The organism is Ruthenibacterium intestinale (assembly GCF_040096265.1).
Taxonomy (GTDB): Bacteria; Bacillota; Clostridia; order Oscillospirales; family Ruminococcaceae; genus Ruthenibacterium; species Ruthenibacterium komagatae.
In genome coordinates, this window is sequence record NZ_JBBMFA010000096.1 from 70,288 (window position 1) to 86,707 (window position 16,420).

14 protein-coding genes are annotated in these 16,420 nt (G+C 50.1%); all 14 read left to right on the forward strand.

Features of this window, described 5'->3' with window-relative positions; translation table 11 throughout:
* Positions 1 to 9: 9 nt before the first annotated feature.
* A complete protein-coding gene (locus WMO24_RS10390) occupies positions 10 to 573 on the forward strand; it encodes a hypothetical protein (protein WP_349216373.1) in 564 nt (187 codons plus the stop codon).
* Between the two features lie 22 nt (positions 574 to 595).
* On the forward strand, positions 596 to 1,060 hold the full coding sequence (locus tag WMO24_RS10395) for a tripartite tricarboxylate transporter TctB family protein (RefSeq protein ID WP_349216374.1): 465 nt from the start codon (positions 596 to 598) through the stop codon (positions 1,058 to 1,060).
* A gap of 18 nt (positions 1,061 to 1,078) precedes the next feature.
* Positions 1,079 to 2,620 carry a tripartite tricarboxylate transporter permease gene (locus tag WMO24_RS10400; RefSeq protein WP_349216375.1) on the forward strand — a complete coding sequence of 514 codons (1,542 nt, stop codon included), beginning with the start codon at positions 1,079 to 1,081 and terminating at the stop codon, positions 2,618 to 2,620.
* A gap of 67 nt (positions 2,621 to 2,687) precedes the next feature.
* Positions 2,688 to 3,728, forward strand: coding sequence for a Bug family tripartite tricarboxylate transporter substrate binding protein (locus tag WMO24_RS10405; protein WP_349216376.1), 1,041 nt, complete (start codon positions 2,688 to 2,690; stop codon positions 3,726 to 3,728).
* A 117-nt stretch (positions 3,729 to 3,845) separates the two neighbouring features.
* Positions 3,846 to 5,543, forward strand: coding sequence for a hypothetical protein (locus WMO24_RS10410; RefSeq protein WP_349216377.1), 1,698 nt, complete (start codon positions 3,846 to 3,848; stop codon positions 5,541 to 5,543).
* Positions 5,540 to 7,237: a hypothetical protein gene (locus tag WMO24_RS10415; RefSeq protein WP_349216378.1), complete on the forward strand. Its 1,698-nt coding sequence runs from the start codon at positions 5,540 to 5,542 to the stop codon at positions 7,235 to 7,237. The genes WMO24_RS10410 and WMO24_RS10415 overlap by 4 nt, the downstream gene beginning before the upstream one ends.
* The gene (locus tag WMO24_RS10420; protein ID WP_349216379.1) at positions 7,234 to 8,913 is read left to right on the forward strand and encodes a hypothetical protein; all 1,680 of its coding nucleotides are present in this window, start codon (positions 7,234 to 7,236) and stop codon (positions 8,911 to 8,913) included. The genes WMO24_RS10415 and WMO24_RS10420 overlap by 4 nt, the downstream gene beginning before the upstream one ends.
* A gap of 59 nt (positions 8,914 to 8,972) precedes the next feature.
* On the forward strand, positions 8,973 to 10,130 hold the full coding sequence (locus WMO24_RS10425) for an aldo/keto reductase (protein ID WP_349216380.1): 1,158 nt from the start codon (positions 8,973 to 8,975) through the stop codon (positions 10,128 to 10,130).
* Entirely contained in the window at positions 10,123 to 11,031 is a 909-nt protein-coding gene (locus WMO24_RS10430; protein WP_349216381.1) for a sugar phosphate isomerase/epimerase family protein, read from the forward strand. The genes WMO24_RS10425 and WMO24_RS10430 overlap by 8 nt, the downstream gene beginning before the upstream one ends.
* On the forward strand, positions 11,031 to 11,987 hold the full coding sequence (locus tag WMO24_RS10435; RefSeq protein ID WP_349216388.1) for a D-2-hydroxyacid dehydrogenase: 957 nt from the start codon (positions 11,031 to 11,033) through the stop codon (positions 11,985 to 11,987). Before WMO24_RS10430 ends, WMO24_RS10435 begins: the two co-directional genes overlap by 1 nt.
* Positions 11,980 to 13,020 carry a zinc-dependent alcohol dehydrogenase gene (locus WMO24_RS10440; RefSeq protein WP_349216382.1) on the forward strand — a complete coding sequence of 347 codons (1,041 nt, stop codon included), beginning with the start codon at positions 11,980 to 11,982 and terminating at the stop codon, positions 13,018 to 13,020. Before WMO24_RS10435 ends, WMO24_RS10440 begins: the two co-directional genes overlap by 8 nt.
* Positions 13,021 to 13,054: 34 nt before the next feature.
* Positions 13,055 to 13,936 (forward strand): 2-hydroxy-3-oxopropionate reductase, encoded by an 882-nt coding sequence (gene garR, locus WMO24_RS10445; RefSeq protein ID WP_349216383.1) that lies wholly within the window; start codon positions 13,055 to 13,057, stop codon positions 13,934 to 13,936.
* A 549-nt stretch (positions 13,937 to 14,485) separates the two neighbouring features.
* A complete protein-coding gene (locus WMO24_RS10450; RefSeq protein ID WP_349216384.1) occupies positions 14,486 to 15,376 on the forward strand; it encodes a GDSL-type esterase/lipase family protein in 891 nt (296 codons plus the stop codon).
* A gap of 34 nt (positions 15,377 to 15,410) precedes the next feature.
* Positions 15,411 to 16,379: a GDSL-type esterase/lipase family protein gene (locus WMO24_RS10455; protein ID WP_349216385.1), complete on the forward strand. Its 969-nt coding sequence runs from the start codon at positions 15,411 to 15,413 to the stop codon at positions 16,377 to 16,379.
* Positions 16,380 to 16,420 lie beyond the last annotated feature (41 nt).

Genomic DNA, 16,420 nt, shown 5'->3' on the forward strand with positions numbered 1-16,420 from the left:
TAGGCGATTGTGGAAAAAGGGAAAAGTCAGCTTCAATTTTATGTTAAGACGACGCAGGAAGATACCGAAGTGATGAAAACGCTGCTGGCGCGAATCCTGAACGTTCCCAGAATTGCTTTGAGTGTATTGTTTGCCGCGGGCATGACCTGTCTTTTGGCGCTTGTAGTGGACAGCGGGGAAATGGTAACTCCACTTTTGATTTTCAGCATTCTGATCCTGATTTTGTTCCTGGTGCTGTTGATGTATACCCTGTACTTGAAGCCCAAGCTTCTGGAAGTGATGGCGCGGCATCAGGATACACATGTCAAATTGACGTTTCAGGCAAGAGAATTTTTGATCGACCGCGAAAGAGAGCCGGTGCTTCATCTTCCGTATAAAGCAATCCGCGGGCAGTACTGGTACGACGATCGATACATTCTTTTTGTGGATACGGCCAAATGCAGAGAATTATTTTGCGTTCCCGTGGAGAAAGAAACCTTTGATGATCTTTATATCCTGGCCAATACGCTGGAGCAATGTGCCAAGCGAAAATTGATACACTTTAAGACAAAACGCAAAGGAGAAGCTGGCTGAGCCCTTGAAAGGAGAGAGGAAAATGAAAAATAAGATTTTGCCCTGGACTAACAAAATCGTTGCAGCATTTTTGCTGCTGCTGGGGATTTTGGCATTTGTGACGTCTCTGAAAGATTTGGAATTCGGCACCTTTTCCAGCCCGAAAGGCGGCTTTGCTCCGACCGTTTTCTCTGCAGGATTGATCATCTTTTCCCTGATCAATCTGGTATTGGAGATGTTTAAGAAAAATGAAGTCCCGGAAAAATTGAAAGATGTGAATTGGCTGAAATGGCTTCTGTACATGCTGATCTGCATTGCGTATGTATTCCTTGTTAAAAAAATCGGATTTGCGGTGGATACCTTTATTTGTCTTTTTGCCATGCTGAAACTGACCGGACGCAAAGGCGTGGTAAAGCCGATTCTGATTTCAGGTGTTTTCAGTGTGATTGTGTGGGCAATTTTCACATATGCCATGAATGTACCGCTGCCCGGGGCAAGCTGGTTTTAAGAGAGGGGGAAAACGAATATGCTTCAGTCTTTGGCTTTGCTGGGACAGGGATTCCTTGATTGTCTCACCGTGACCAATATTTTTTGTGCAATCATTGGCTGCATTTTGGGTTCTCTGATTGGTGTTCTGCCCGGCCTCGGAATTTCCGGAACAGTGGCGATTCTTCTTCCCGTTACTTACGGAATGAATCCCTTGAGTGCGCTGATTATGATCTCCGGCATTTATTTTGGTTCTCAGTACGGCGGCGCTATTACGTCCATTCTTGTGAATATCCCCGGAGAGGCGACCAGTATTGTTACTTGTTTTGACGGCCATCCCCTTGCCAAAAAGGGAAAAGGCGGAAAGGCCCTGAGCATTGCGGCCATCAGTTCGTTCTGCGGTGGTATGGTTGGCCTGATTGGTCTTACATTTGCAGCATCCGCACTGGCGAAAGTAGCACTGAGCTTCGGTAAGGTAGAATTTTTCGCAATTGTGATTTTCGGGTTGATTCTTCTGACTACGATTTCCGGCAAGAATCAGTTGAAAGGGTTGATCGTTGTTTGTCTGGGCGTTGTGCTCGGGTGCGTCGGTTTGGATGATTTGTATGGAACGCTGCGTTTTACGTATGGTGTGATCGACCTGTACAAAGGCATTAGCTTTGTTACCTTCATCATGGGCGTTTACGGCATTACGGAACTGGTAGGTGCGATCTGTACCAGAGAAGAGCAGGGACAGGTCATGGAGTTTAAAATGAAAGACCAGTTCCCCACAAAAAGCGATTTCAAGCAAGTGTACAAAACCATTGGACGCTGCTCCATCATAGGCTTCCTGGTAGGCTTGGTGCCTGGTGCTGGTTCTACATTGGCAACGTTTTTTGCTTACGGCATGGAGCGTTCGCTGAGCAAACATCCGGAAGAGTTTGGCACCGGTATTCTTCAGGGTGTATCCGCCCCTGAATCTGCAAATAATGCCGCGATGTATGCGGGCATGGTTCCGCTGCTCAGCCTGGGCCTTCCCTTCAATGCATCTATGGCGCTGCTGATGAGTGCCTTTATGGTGCATGGAATTACCCCTGGTCCCATGTTTATTACAGAACATCCGGATTTGTTCTGGGGGCTGATTGCAAGCATGTTTATCGGAAATGTTGTGCTTCTCATTATCAACCTTCCGCTGGTTGGTGTTTGGGCGAGCCTGCTTCGAGTGGACTTTTCCATTTTGATGCCGCTGATTACCTTTATTACCTTTGCGGGCGGTTATGCAATCAACAACAGTGTATTTGACATGGGCATCATGGTTGTTACGGGTATGATCGGATTTTTCCTGAGCGCTTGCGGTTACAATATGGCTGCATTGGCAGTGGGGCTGTTCCTGAGCAGTACGCTGGAAGATTCCTTCCTCGGAACAATGACGTTGTACAAAGGCCACTTGCTGACAGCGCTGTTGGATCGACCGATTGCGGCGGTGATTCTGGCGATTGCACTGATCGTCATGGTGGTCTCGTTTGGCAAGAGCATAAAAGAATTCTTTGCGAAGAAAAAAGCATCGCCGGAAAAGGCGGAAACGCCGAATGAGCAGGCTTGAATGAAGTAATTAAGGCAGAAACCATTCTGCTTAAAAAGAAATCATTTAATTTTTAGGAGGTCGTAAAATGAAAAAGGTATTGGCAGTTCTCATGTCGTTGTGCGTGACCCTGGCTCTTGCAGGGTGCTCCGGGAGCTCCTCAAGCGAAACGACAAGCACAGGTTCGGCGGGCTCTACCGCAGGTGGGTCTTCCACAGCACAGGAGGCATCCTGGACTCCCGACGATGACGTAAACGTGATTGTTGCATATGCTCCGGGTGGATCTTCCGACCTGCTGGCTCGTGTGTTTACCACCGATGCGGCAGATTGCTTCGCTACTCCGATGGTGGTCAATAACATTTCCGGTGGTGGCTGTGCCATCGGCTTCTCTGAGCTGATTCAGGCGGAACCGGACGGCCTGACCATTGGCAATACCAACTCCGCGGTTGTTGTAAACTGCCTGAATGCAGAGACTCCTTATGTCTATTATGAAGAGCTGCAGCCGCTGTGCCAGATTGGCTATGCACCGTATGTAGTGTATGTTCGTGCCGACAGCGATATCCAGAATCTGGACGATCTGAAAGATGCTATCCTGTCTCGTGACGTAGTCATGGCAGCGAACAACCGTGGCGGCCAGACGCACTGGGAACTGGAATACTTTGCACTAAAGAATGGCGGAGATATTTCGGCAGTTATCTATGACGGCGGCGCTTCTTCCATCGCTGCTCTGCTGGGCGGACATGCCGAAGTGACGGTTCAGGCTCCTTCCGACGGTCAGGAATATGTGAAATCCGGTGACCTGCGCGCCATCGCAGTGCTGGACGATGAGCGTTTGACCAGTGAAATCTACAAAGATGTTCCTACCTCTGTAGAACAGGGTTATGATTGGCTGCAGAACGGCTTCTTCCATGGCTATTCCGCTCCTCTGGGTGTGTCGGATGAGGTCATCAAATACTATGAGGACGCTTACAAGGCTGCGCTGGATATGCCGGAAGTGAAAGAGGCCATCGAAAACTACGGATTCAACGTGGAGTTCCAGGATCATGAAGAGTTTGGAAAGACTTGGACGGACTCTGTGGCTCGCTACACTGAGATCTACGAGGAACTGGGCGATCGTCTGCTCGAGTGATAGAGCAACACGTGATAATTGAGTAATGTAAATTGAAAACAGGGCTGCTGGATTTTTGTTGTCGGATAAAATTCGGCGGCCCTGTTTTAAAATGCGCCAAAATCATGAGGAAAAGAGATGGAAAGAGATTTTGACTTTGTCGGCCTGGAAATCCACAGCAGCCGTATGTGGCAGTTGGCCCAGGTAGATCGTGCAATTTCTTTTATGGCGGAAAATGGCTTTAACGCGCTCATTTTTCACCAAAGCGACATGATGAATCGACTGGTGCTGCCGGAAAAATATGTTACCGTCAAAACTATGTGGGAAAAATTTTCGGCTTTGCGCTATTTTGACATTGAAAACAATCAGAACTATATCAACCTTGTAGCGCGCCGTGCCAAGCGGCGAGGAATCGGTTTTTATCTGAACTTTAAAGAAATTTTCTACCCGGATGAAATACCGGAATTGTACCCTTTTTTGATGAACCCGGAAAATGCAGTGGTATGTCCATCGCATCCTTTTTGGCCGGAATACATTGAAGCGTGCGTGGAAGAACTGTGCCAAAGAGTTCCGGAATTGAGCGGAGTAATCCTCAGTGCAGGTACTCATGAAAGCCGGACGTCCATGACACGACAAAATCCCTGTGGATGTGAGAGATGCCGCAGTATGGATGCCGAGCAGTGGTATTGCAACCTTTTCAGTGCAGTGTATCGTCCCTTAAAAAAGCATGGGATCCCTTTGATTGTGCGGGATTTCACATTCACCAAGGGAGCACAGAGTACCCTGCTTCGGGCTGCGGAAAAGGCGGCGCCGGATGTGATTGTCGCCCTGAAAAATACGCCCCATGATTATTATCCACCATTTCCCAATAATCCAAAGATTGGTACGACCAAGCACAGAGAATATGTGGAGTTTGATACTTGGGGACAGTTTTTTGGCGCGGGATTTTTTCCGGTGAGCATTGCGGAGGATCTGCAGCAGAGAATGCGCTTTTGCCGTACCAAAGGCGTACGGGGCGTTTGGTTCCGCACAGACTGGGAAGGTATGTATGAAAACAGCACCTTCAACAGTTGCAATATGCTCAATTTGTATGCGGCGGGAAGACTGGCACAAAACGCAGATGCCGATTTGGATTCCGTTTATCAGATGTGGGGAATGCGCGGCTGGATTGATTCGCTGCAAAGTGGCTCCTACTTGCCGGAGCCATCAGCGCCTAAAAATCCGGCAGCGTGGAAGCATATGCGTACATTTATGCAGGCCAGCTGGCAGGTGATGCGCAAAACAGTGTATGTAAGGGATCACTGGTTCTGTGAGGATAATATGTTCCCGGATTCTTTGGACAAAGCCTTCAAAATGATGGTAAAGGTCCACGGTCGGGATGATTGGGAGCCGGGGGCTTCCCAAAGGCTTGATCCGGCAAAAGAGGAGAACCTTTTAGAAATTCGTCGGGAAAAACAACAGGCATTGGAGCAGGTTGAAGAGTTGCGTGGACTTCTTGCTCCGGAAGAATGCGAATTTTCGGAAACAACCATCTGTCAGATCGACAAGCTGCTTGCTCTGTATCGCCAATATGTGGAAATTGGAAAACACAGCTGCGATGTCGTGTTTTTAACGCTTTTGGCTGAAAGAGACAGGACTGAGACGAATCGGTTTGCAGCAAAGCAGGCCATAAAAGCTTTGCTTGACGTTTGTACCCGCACGGAAAGAATGCTGGCAGAGGGCGATGACGATTATCCGCAAATCGTTTACTGGTTGCTGAATGTTCAGCGCATGAAACTGCTGGCGGCAGACGCAGAACGGATTCTGCAGGAACCGCAGGAGGAGATAACGTTATGAAACAGAACCCCGATTACAAAGATCGGCTTTTGGAAATCCATGGGACCAACATGTGGAATGGTTATCATGTGCAGAGGGCCATTGAATTTGCAAAAAAGTTTGATTTGACCGGTATTATTTTTCACTGCAACGATATTATTGACCGGGCGATTAAACCGGACAAATATTTTTCTCCCAACGTCTCGCTTCTCTCATACAACAACCGGGACGGAGATACAAAAAATTATAAATACTATCTGCATAACATCATTGACAAAATTACCGACGCGGGGCTGGAGTTTTACGTCGAGGTAAAAGAGATTTATTATCCTCATGAGATCCTGTCAGAATTTCCGCATCTCCGCCATGAAAATGGCGCTGTATGCCCGACTGACCCCTTCTGGTGGGAGTTCCTTGAAGAAAAGATCCGCGAGTTTGTCGAACGTTTTCCGAAGGTGTCCGGTGTGATTGTCAGCGCGGGAACCCGGGAGAGTATGGTGTCTTTGGCTGCCAATAAATGTACCTGTGAACGATGCCGCGGCTATGATATGGAGCGTTGGTATCGCGAGCTGATTGGAGCGATGTTCCGTCCCCTGGATGCGGCAGGGAAAAAGTTGATTGTGCGTGATTTTTCATATACTGCGGACCATCAGTATGCCATGGTGGATGCCGCGCGGGATGTTTCGGAAAAGATTATCATGGCGCTGAAAAAAGTGCCTCATGACTATTACCCGACCTTTCCGGATAATCCCACGGTGGGCAACTGCGGCGGTCTGACGCAGTGGATTGAGTACGATACATGGGGACAGTATTTTGGCCTCGGCATTCTTCCGTGCAGCGTGGCAGAGGATATGCAGGGAAGAATGCAGCGCTATCTTGCGAAGGGAGCAAGCGGCGTGATGTTGCGCACCGATTGGGAGCGGCTGTTGATGGGAAGTACATTTAATTCCTTCAATCTGTTTAACCTGATTGCAGGCGCAATGCTCAGTCAGGATGTAAACATGAATTTGGACGAAGCATATCAGGCCTGGTTGAAATTCGGCCTGCTGAGTCCGCTGGAATACGATGCGTGCCCGCAGCAGCCGTGTGTACCGACTTCTCCGCAGGCGCTGCCGGTTTTGCGGGAACTGATGCAGCGGTCCTGGAAAATTCTCGAAAAGAGTATTTATGTCCGCGGGCATGTGTTTAACCGGAATGCACAGATGTTCGATCGATATTTTCTGACCTATTTTATCATGACGGTGCAGCACACCCGGGACCACTGGGACAAGGGTGCTTCGCAGAAAGTGCAGCCAACAGATGAAAATATCGCAATTATGATGCGTGAAAAGGACGAAGCGGTGGAGTTGGCCAAAAGTCTGCGAGAATTGGTACACCCGGAAGAACTGGGTGTGAATGCAGACATTCAGAGATATTTGAATTTTGTATTGGATGTATATGTGGTTTACACGGAAATTTTCCGCCAGCAGCTTCTGACCGCAGCGCTGACAAAACGCGCGGAAGAAAGCGGCTCAGAAGAGGACAGGAAGCGCGCGCAAGAGACACTGGCACCGTATGAACAACTTGCACAGCGCCTGGACCTTGTGGTGCGAGGAAAAGGATATTCCAACAATGTGGAATATGTGATGGATGGTGACCGCGTACGGCGTTTTGCCGCGGATGTAGAAAATGTACTGGCGCAGGTATGCGTGCCAAAAGGAGGAAAAACCGAATGAGTGAGCCGAGCTATGAGCAGAGAATTCTGGAAATTCACGGAATCAATATGTGGAACATGTTCCATGTGGACCGTGCGATTCGATTCGCAAAACGTCACAAAATGACGGGAATTGCATTTCACTGCAATGAATTAATCGATAAAGTTGTGTTTCCCGAAAAGTATTTTACAAAAGACGAATTGCTGAAATACAATCCGGTACGAAACAGTATTACGAAAAATTATCGGTACTATCTGCGTTCTGTTTTGGATCGCTGTGCAGAGAACAATTTGACCTTCTACGCTGAGATCAAAGAAATTTATTTTCCCTATGATCTGATTACAAAATATCCGCAGCTGCGCGGAGAAAACGGCGCGCTTTGTGCCACCAATCCGTTCTGGTGGGAATTCATTGAGGAGAAATACAAAGAGTTTTTCGAACTGTTCCCGGATGTGGCTGGTGTCATTGTCAGCCCGGGCACCCGCGAGAGCATGGTTTCCTTTGCTGCCAATCAGTGCACCTGTGAACGCTGCCGGAATTACGATGTGGATGACTGGTACCGCAATTTGCTTGCAGCAATGCACAACGCGACCAGTGCTTTTGGTAAAAAATTGGTAGTGCGTGATTTTTCCTATACAAAAGCGCATCAATATGCCATGGTGGATGCTGCGCGCAGTGTTGCCAGCGATATTGCCATGTCGATGAAAAAAGTTCCGCATGACTATTATCCGGTATTTCCGGACAATCCTGCGGTAGGAAATTGCGGCGAGCTGGATCAGTGGATTGAATTTGATACATGGGGACAATTCTTTGGCTTGGGCGTTTTCCCGTGCAGTGTGGCGGAAGACATGCAGGGCAGAATGCAGCGGTATCTGGCAAAAGGCGCCAAAGTCATCATGCTGCGTACGGATTGGGAGAATATGACGCAGTCCAGTGTATTCTGCTCGTTCAATATGCTGAACTTGATCGCCGGCGCCATGCTGAGTTATGACGTCAATACCAGCATGGATGAAATTTATGAAGCATGGTTTGAAGAAGGCCTTGTGATGCCGCTTTTGCAGGATACGTTTGCGCAGGTTCCCAGTCCGGTGAAAGACGAGCATACAAAAGCTGCGCTGCATGAAATGATGGTACGGAACTGGAAGATTATTGAAAAGGCCATTCACGTCCGAGGACACGTGTTCAACCGGAACTGTCAGTTCTTTGACCGATATGATCTGACCTATAACATCATGACGGTGTTCCACAGCAGGGACCAGTGGGAGCCGGGCGCTTCCAAACGGGTAGAACCTACCGAGGAAAACATTCGGTTGATGCTGCTTGAAAAAGAAGAGGCAACTGAAATGGCTCGTTCTCTGAAAGAACTGGTGAATCCTGAGAATTTGGTTCTCAGCGAACCGATTGCAGAATATTTGCGTTTTATGGCGGATGGATTCCTCGCTTACGTAGAAGGATTCCAGCTGGAGTGCGCCACCACTGTTTACACAAAACGGGCGGAGCAGACACGCCTGCCGGAGCATGTGGAACAGGCAAGAAAATCCCTGGCGGGATACGAGAAACTGGCAGAGCGCTGCCGTGCCTTGACTGCGGGAAAAGATTACTCGCATGTGGTGTGCTACATGCTGGATGGACAGCGGTTGCTGCGCTTCAAGGCGGATGTGCAGAAAGTGCTGGACGCAATCGAAACTCAGTTGTAAAAAAGGGCTGCGGCCGTCTGGCAGAGACGGCCGCAGTTTGCAGTTAGGGAAGTGGAAAAATGCAATATAAGAGATTTGGAGGAGAAGACAACCTATCAGTTTTGGGGTTTGGATGCATGCGTCTTCCCTGCCTGAATGAAGACAGTTCCTGTATCGATCTGGAACAGGCGCAGAAAATGATGGATAAAGCCATTGACGCAGGCGTGAACTATTTCGATACAGCATATGTTTATCACGGGCAAAACGGGGAACAGGCACTGGCGAAGCTTCTGCGGCCATATCCGCGCGAACAATATTATCTGGCGGATAAGTTCCCACTTTCCGTAGACCGGACGGGAGCTCGGATTGAAGAAATTTTTGAATGTCAGCTGCAGCGGTGCGAAACGGACTATTTCGATTATTATCTGATTCATGCGGTGCAGCGCGCCAATTGGAAAAGTTTGAAAAACAGCCGCATTTATCAAACTCTGCGGGATTATCAGAACCAGGGGAAAATTCGACATTTGGGAATGTCTTTCCACGATACGCCCGAAATGTTGCGTGAAATTTTAGATACGTATTCTTTTGATTTTGTGCAGATTCAGTTGAATTATCTGGACTGGAATTTGATCGATTCCAAGCGTTGCTATGAGCTTCTGGCGGAACGCGAGATTCCGGTGTTTGTGATGGAGCCACTGCGAGGCGGTTTTTTGGCGGATATTTCTCAACCGGCATTTCGGGCCTTTTACCAGGCGGCACCGGACCGGTCTCCGGCCAGCTGGGGATTGCGTTGGGTTGCGGGATTGCCGGCGGTTCAGGTGGTTCTGAGCGGAATGACCCATCCGGATCAGGTGGAAGACAATCTTCGGACCATGGAGCAGTTTGCGCCGCTGAATACACAAGAACAGCGTGTGATTGAAACAGTCCGTGACACATTGATGAAACAGATTGAAATTCCCTGCACAGGTTGCGCTTACTGTATGCCCTGTCCGTTTCAGGTGAACATTCCGCTCTGTTTTAATCATTATAACCGCTATGCGGTTACACGAACTCCGAAAGACATGCTGTTGCGATATAAAACGCTGCAGATATCGCAACAGGACGCAGCGCAATGCCGCAGATGCGGCAAATGTCTGGAGAAATGCCCGCAGCACATTCGCATTCCCCAGATGCTCCAGCGGGTGAAAGAAACAAACGAGCGACTGCAAAGAGAAGAGAGGAGTGGAAAAAATGCGTGAGCCAATTGAAAAGTATTTTCGCGTAGGAACCATCCAATGGATGAGCCACCCGGCACGGAATGTGGTGGAATCCATTCGGGACTTTGCGTCGGATGACTTTTTTAGCGCACTGGAGATTCGGCATTTTGAAGATTCTGCCCAGAGAGAAGAGGCCAGACAGCTGTTGGCGCAAAGCCATATGTGGTTAGGATACGGTGCGCAGCCGACGCTTTTGGCGGGAGCGTTGAATCCCAATGCTGTGGAGGAGAGCGAGCGCATTCGCGCAGAAAAGGCATTGACAGAAGCTGTGGACGAAGCCGCTTTTCTTGGGGCTTCCGGCATTGCATTTCTCGCGGGAAAATGGACGGAGGAACAGCGTGAAGCGGCCTATGCTCAACTGTTGAAAACCACGCGCAACGTGTGTGATTACGCCGCTGAAAAAGGAATGCATGTAGAGTTGGAAGTGTTCGATTACAATATGGACAAAGCGGCGTTGATCGGACCGGCACCATATGCGGCTCGTTTTGCGTCCGATGTGCGAATGACACACGCAAACTTTGGACTCCTGGTAGACCTGTCCCATTTTCCGACTACTTATGAAACCAGCCGTTTTGCCATTCGGACCATGCGGTCGTACATCACGCATTTTCATATCGGCAATGCGGTAGTGAAGCCCGGCTGTGCCGGATACGGTGATCAGCATCCGCGTTTCGGCTATCCCAACAGTGCCAACGATGTGGAGCAGTTGGTAGAATTTTTCCGGGTGTTGCGGCAGGAAGGATTCTTTGACGCAAAAGCGCCTTATGTACTGTCACTGGAAGTGAAACCCATGCCGGGTGAAGACGAGGACGTGGTACTGGCCAATACAAAACGTGTCATTCGGCGGGCCTGGGCACTGCTGGAAGATGGAGGTGCACAATGATGCGGATTGTTATTCTGGATGGATATACCGAGAATCCGGGCGATTTGAGTTGGAGTGGATTTGAGCAGCTGGGCGAACTGCAGGTTTATGCCCGAACTTCTCCGCAAGAAGTTGTTTCGCGCATTGGAAACGCGGAAATTGTTCTGACCAACAAGACGGAAATTTCTGGAGAAATGATGAAGGCATGTCCGGCTATCAAGTATATCGGCGTTCTGGCCACCGGATACAATGTGGTTGATGTGGATACCGCTCGGAAGCTGGAGATTGCCGTCACCAATATTCCCACCTACGGCACCCAGTCGGTGGCTCAGTTTGCGATTGCAATGCTGTTGGAGATTTGCTGCCACGTAGCGCATCATGATTGTGCGGTACATGAAGGACGCTGGACCAATTCCGCTGATTGGTGTTTTTGGGATATGCCGCTGATGGAGTTGCAGGGCAAAACCATGGGAATTGTCGGCCTGGGCCGTATTGGGCAGGCGACTGCGCGCATTGCACTGGCCTTGGGCATGGAGGTGCTCGCATACGACAATCACCCGGACCTGTCACTGCGAATGAATGTTCGATATGTCACGCTGGATGAACTGTTGGCCTGTTCGGATGTGGTGGCACTGCACTGCCCGCTGTTTCCCGATACAGATAAGCTCATCAACCGGACTACGATCGGAAAGATGAAGGATGGAGCGATTCTTCTTAATAACAGCCGGGGACAGCTGGTGGATGAAGAGGCTTTGGCAGAGGCATTGAAAAATGGGAAACTTCGTGCGGCTGCGGTGGATGTTGTTTCAAAAGAGCCGATCGAGGAAGACAATCCTTTGCTGCACGCGCCGAACTGCATCATCACGCCGCACATCAGCTGGGCCGCTTTTGAAAGCCGCCAAAGATTGATGGGCCTTGCTCTTGAAAATTTGACGGCCTTTTTGAAAGGAGAAAGAAAAAATCGTGTGGATGGATAAAAAGACCGCAACCATGAAAGCGGCGTTTGTAACCTCGGTGGGAAAGGTAGAAATTCGTGACATTCCTCGTCCGGAACCTGGCAAAGGTCAGGTTTTGATCCGTGTAAGAAATGCGGGAATTTGCGGATCGGATCTGCATCTGTTCCTCGGAACACATGCCTTTCGTGTGCTACCCGCGATTTTGGGACATGAAATGGCCGGAGAAATTGCAGCCTTGGGAGAAGGTGTGGAAGGCTGGCAATTGGGCGAACACGTGACAGTGGAACCACAGCTCAGCTGTGGGACTTGTGCTATGTGCAGACAGGGAAGACCCAATTTGTGCGAAAAAATTTCTGTGCCGGGAACACCGGGCTGGTATGGCACGTTTGCAGAATATTTTGTGGCGCCGGTGTCTTGCTTGTACCGAATGGAGAAATCGCTGCCCTTCACATCGGCGGTTTTGACAGAGCCTTTTGCTGTTGCGGTTCATGCGCTGCGGGATGCAAAGCCGGGCCCGGAGGATTGCTGTGTCATTCTGGGGGCGGGCACCATCGGATTGCTCTGTCTGGTGGCAGCCGGAAAAATTGCGGGGTTCTCCAAAGTGATTTGTACGGACACCGCGCCTTTCAACAGAGAATTGGCACTTCGGTTGGGGGCTGCAGCAGCATATGATCCGTTGCAGGAAAATGCCGAAGAAGAGATTTTGCGACAGACTGGCGGAGGTGCTGCTCTCACAGTGGTGGCGGCGGGCGCGAAGGATATCCTCAATCAGGCTTCCAGGGTGACGCGCAAATGTGGTGAGATCCGTCTGGTAGCATCGCTCACCCGGCCAATTCCGTATGTTGCTTATGATTTAGCGCACAAGGAGCAAAAATTGCAGGGTGTGTGGACGTACACATCTGAGGATTTTGCAGTTGCTGCACAGCAGATCAACCACGGACTGGATTTGCATGCGCTGGTCACACAAATTCTGCCTTTGGATGAAACACAGCGAGGCCTTGAGATGCTGCGAGACAAAACGGAAGATGTAGCAAAGATTTTGATTTCTCTATGAAATTTGAAATTAAAAAGAAAAGAGGAAATGCAAAATGAAAATTGGCTTGATCGGTCTGGGAATCATGGGAACGCCTATGGCGAACAATCTTTTAAAAGCAGGATACGATCTGACGGTCAATGATTTGGAAGAAGCGCGGGTACGTGCCCTGGTGGCGGCGGGTGCAAAAGCGGCATCCAATGAAGAAATCGGAGAAAGCTGTGATGTGGTCCTGACCATGCTTCCCAACAGCCCGCACGTGAAAACCGTTATGCTGGGCGAGAACGGTGTCGCACAGCATATGAAAGCGGGTACAACGTTCATTGATATGAGTTCCATCAATCCACAGGCGAGCAAGGAGATTGCGGAAGTATTAAAAGGCTTGGGCATCGAAATGCTGGATGCGCCTGTATCCGGCGGTGAGCCCAAAGCAGTGGATGGAACTCTGGCTTTTATGGTAGGCGGCAAAAAGGAAGTGTTTGATAAGTTTGAGCCGTTGCTGAAAGCCATGGGCTCTTCTGTCACGTATTGCGGTGAAGTCGGTGCGGGAAATACCACCAAATTGGCCAATCAGATTATTGTGGCGTGCAATATTCGCGCTTTGGCAGAGGCGTTTGTCCTGGCGCAGAAAGCAGGAGTAGATCCTCATCTGGTTTTGCAGGCAATTCAGGGCGGTCTGGCGGGGTCAACTGTAATGAATGCAAAGGGCCCCATGATGCTGGAAGGCGATGACAAACCCGGCTTTAAAATTGATTTGCACATCAAAGATTTGAACAATGCACTGGAGTGTGCGCACAGCGTAGGCGCACCGGTCCCAATGACGGCCAGTGTACAGGAGGTGCTGCAGTGGCTGCATAACCACGGTTGCGGCCAAAGCGATCACAGTGCAATCGCAAAGTACTATGAACATTTGGCGGATATCAAAATTGGCCGCTGAATTTTCAGGAAATAAATGGAAAGTGCGCTCGAAAAGAGCGCACTTTTTTGCGGATTGAAATCCGGTCGTTCGCGGTTTGACCACTGAACATTCAGACAGGGCATTTATGAAAATCGTCCTTTTGCGCCGCATCGTCAAAATCCGCCGGGAAAAGAGGTTGAACCAATTTGACAAAGGGGGTATAATGAAATCTAAATTGGGATGCTCTGCGTTGTGCTTTTTATGGCGCAGGCAACCCGGATTTTTGAGCGGGGAGGGCGCTGTATGGAACCAAGAAAAACACAACGGCCGCCCGCTGGCGCCCAAAGGCCCAGAAAGCCTTTTGATTTTGATACCGCGAAACCGGAGAAAATCGCTGGAGCTTCTGGGAAAAAGGAACAGATTTTTTCCATCCCTGTCGGCCCCGCGCCACAGCCTGGCTCGGGGCAGCGCAGAACACAGCCGCCACCGGGGCAAAAAAGGTCGTCCGCGCCGGCCACCCGTCAGACGCCGCGAGGCAGAAAAAAACGGAAAAAAGGAAACGGATGCGGCTTTTTTCTGGGGGCGTTTGTGGTCATCCTGCTTTTGGCGATTCCCATTACTGCGTTGATCGAAGCGCCGGGTAAGCTGTCGGCGGCAGATTCTTCTTCTGTATCAATTGCACAGTCGCAGCCGGAGGGACAGGATACTGCGTCGCAGTCCACCGCATCGGAACAAACCGGTGAACAGGTCCCGGTGCAGTCGGGAATTGTGGGCCCGCAGAAACAGGAAAACGCAGGCGCAGTTGTGCCGGTGACGGCTTCTCTGGTGTCATTGTGGGAAAATGGCCGTGTAGATATGAGCTATTTTGACGATGCTCTGTTCATCGGCGACTCTTTGACACAGGGATTTCAGATTTACAGCAGCAGTTTTGAAAATGCAACGTATGCTGCTTACGTGGGCGTAGGTCCCAAGGAGTTGATGCAGGGAACGGTTTCCAACATCAACGGCGAGCAGGTGTCCGCCATAGACGAGATACTGGCGGCCAACGCAGGGAAGGTTTATATTTTGCTGGGAACCAACTCGCTGCAAAATTTGACAGATGAGGCATTCATCAAGTATTACAATGATTTCCTGGATTATCTGCTTCCGCAGCTTCCGGCGGAAACGGTGTATTATATTCAGGCCATTCCGCCGGTTTCTGCTGAGAAAGCGGCGGCGGATGAGAGCTATGCGCTTTCCCGTATTCAGTCGGTCAACGATCAACTGGCACAGATGGCATATACGCGCGGACTCAATTTCGTAAACCTGTACGCCGGGCTGGCAGGCGAGGATGGAGCGCTTCGGGCAGAATATGCTTCCGGAGATGGTATCCATTTGAACGATGCCGGCTACAACGCCTGGCGGGAATATTTGATCACACACACAGCGTACCGGCAGGGGAACCCGTATTTGCCGGGTTCGCCGCTGTATGTGGGATGATTGCAATGCAGACTTCCAATCTGGAGGAGAAACTATGGACACCTATCGGGGATTCAAGGCGCGTGCGCGCCGGCGCAGAAACAGAATCTTACTGGCAGAGGCTGGCCTGGCGGTTCTGATTGTGGCGCTTTTGTTTGGAATTTCCTACACAATGGTTAAAATGATTCACGGAGAGCCGGTGCTGGAATGGCCGACTCAGACGATTTCCGAGCAAGGAGAACCGGAGCAGGAAACACCGCAGCAGCCGCAGCCTGTGGAACAGGAAACCTGGAACACCAATGTGCCGCTGGAACGGACGGTCAACGTTGGGCTGGAGCTGACGCAAAACGCGCAAATGCTGGCGCTGCCGGCCAACGGAAAACTGAGCACCGAATATTTCCGTACGGCGCTGTTTATCGGCGACTCTCTGACACAGGGCTTTGGCATTTATGAGCCCACAAGGGATGTGGCCATTGTGCATGCCTACAAGAGCATCAGCCCGAAATTTATTTTGGACGGCGGTACGGCCAACAATTACAACGGCGTGGAAGAAGTGACCAAAGACGCCATTGCGGCGGAACAGCCGGATAACATTTATTTGCTGTTGGGGACCAATGCGGTCCTTGCGCAGGAAGATGATGCTTTCCTGCATTATTACGGCGAATTGATGGATTGGCTGCGGCAGACATTCCCCGAGGTACCCATCTATGTGCAGAGCATTACGCCGGTCACGGCAGAAGAGGAAGTGAAAAAACCGCGGCTCGCAAATGATCACTTGCGCCAGTTGAACGATCAAATTGCGAAGATGGCGGTAGAACGCGGTTTCTACTTTGTGAATGTGCAGGAAGCTCTGGTGGATGACAGTGGCTGCCTGCGTGGCGATTACGTTTGGAATACGGCCACGTCTGACGGAATTCATATGAACCCGGCCGGTTATGCAGAATGGGCGGATTATCTGCTGCGGCACACGGCCTACAGCAAATACAATTCTCAGTTTGTGGAAGAAGGCCCTTATAGCGGCTGATTTATGAGAAAAGCGGGGGGGGGGGGGGGGGGGGGGGGGGG

Coding starts and splice junctions, on each gene's coding strand:
- WMO24_RS10415 (WP_349216378.1), top strand. CDS start 5,540: ATGAAACAGAACCCCGATTACAAAGATCGGCTTTTGGAAATCCATGGG.
- WMO24_RS10455 (WP_349216385.1), top strand. CDS start 15,411: ATGGACACCTATCGGGGATTCAAGGCGCGTGCGCGCCGGCGCAGAAAC.
- WMO24_RS10440 (WP_349216382.1), top strand. CDS start 11,980: ATGGATAAAAAGACCGCAACCATGAAAGCGGCGTTTGTAACCTCGGTG.
- WMO24_RS10430 (WP_349216381.1), top strand. CDS start 10,123: ATGCGTGAGCCAATTGAAAAGTATTTTCGCGTAGGAACCATCCAATGG.
- WMO24_RS10425 (WP_349216380.1), top strand. CDS start 8,973: ATGCAATATAAGAGATTTGGAGGAGAAGACAACCTATCAGTTTTGGGG.
- WMO24_RS10400 (WP_349216375.1), top strand. CDS start 1,079: ATGCTTCAGTCTTTGGCTTTGCTGGGACAGGGATTCCTTGATTGTCTC.
- WMO24_RS10405 (WP_349216376.1), top strand. CDS start 2,688: ATGAAAAAGGTATTGGCAGTTCTCATGTCGTTGTGCGTGACCCTGGCT.
- garR (WP_349216383.1), top strand. CDS start 13,055: ATGAAAATTGGCTTGATCGGTCTGGGAATCATGGGAACGCCTATGGCG.
- WMO24_RS10395 (WP_349216374.1), top strand. CDS start 596: ATGAAAAATAAGATTTTGCCCTGGACTAACAAAATCGTTGCAGCATTT.
- WMO24_RS10410 (WP_349216377.1), top strand. CDS start 3,846: ATGGAAAGAGATTTTGACTTTGTCGGCCTGGAAATCCACAGCAGCCGT.
- WMO24_RS10435 (WP_349216388.1), top strand. CDS start 11,031: ATGCGGATTGTTATTCTGGATGGATATACCGAGAATCCGGGCGATTTG.
- WMO24_RS10420 (WP_349216379.1), top strand. CDS start 7,234: ATGAGTGAGCCGAGCTATGAGCAGAGAATTCTGGAAATTCACGGAATC.